The 1,121-nt window shown below is 32.0% G+C and carries 1 protein-coding gene; it reads left to right on the top strand.

The window, feature by feature from the left end; genetic code table 11:
• Positions 1-21 precede the first annotated feature (21 nt).
• Positions 22-1,121: ATP-binding protein (locus DS031_RS23330; protein WP_245947638.1), on the top strand; the 1,100-nt coding region annotated here is incomplete at its 3' end.

Genomic DNA, 1,121 nt, shown 5'->3' with positions numbered 1-1,121 from the left:
ATTTTTAAACAAAATTAGGAAGTGACATTCTTGAGCACCAATCCTTTAGTAAGAAAAGACATCTATATTGCTGTTCTAATGATGTTTATAGTACCATTAGCAGGAGAAGTAAATTTCTATCCAATTAACGAAACGTTTCGAGTTAGTTTTGGCGTACCAACTTTTTTCTTCTTTTTGTTATTGCTGCGAAAAATGACAACAATTTTACCGGGTTTTTTGACCGCAGTACTTGTTGTGGGCTTTCGAATTTTAATAGATTTGACCATGCAGGAGAATTTTGACTGGATTACTTCCTTTCAATCCCACTATCCGACGTTTTTCTTTTACTTCACTTACGCTTGTCTTTTTTATTTGGCAAAAGTTAATCGTTTTCATAAAAGTCCTTTGATAATAGGGTTTATTGGCATCATAATTGAAATATTGTCCGATTTTGCTGAGTTATTTATGCAATATTTTGTTCTGGGAGTAACCGTTACATTAGGAGCATTTAACGAAATGTTCATTATCGCCCTTTCTCACAGCTTTATTGTTCTAGGTTTTTTCAATATATTAAAACTGTATGAAGCACAGTCTAGGGAAAGACAAATGAGAAAACAAAATGAACACATGCTGATGCTCATTTCTAATTTATATGAGGAATCTATTCATTTAAAAAAGACACTACAAAATGCTGAAACAATCACAAGAAAATCCTATGAACTATACCGGGGGTTAAACCAGTTTAAAACGAAAGATTTTGCACCTGTTATCAAAGAATTCCGCCAACAAGCACTTCAAATTGCTGGAGAAGTACATGAGATAAAAAAAGATAATCAAAGAATTTTTGCCGGACTTTCGAGACTTATTTCAAACGAAAGCTTTGCAGATTATATCGATATAAATAAACTAATAAACATCATCGTACGGACAAATGAAAAATATGCTCGTTTACTAGAAAAAAATATTCAATTTTTATATACAATTAAAGGAAATCATCCCCCTTACCATATTTACACGATTCTTTCTATTATCAATAATTTAGTTGCAAATGCTGTAGAAGCCATTCAAGATACGGGAACCATTACAATTTGTATAGATAAACAGCATGAATGGGTAGAATTCTATATTTATGATGACGGACC

The organism is Bacillus taeanensis (assembly GCF_003318295.1).
Classification (GTDB): Bacteria; Bacillota; Bacilli; order Bacillales; family UBA6769; genus Maribacillus; species Maribacillus taeanensis.
The sequence above is the reverse complement of the archived record's forward strand: the minus strand, read 5'-3'. Positions and strand labels throughout refer to the sequence as shown.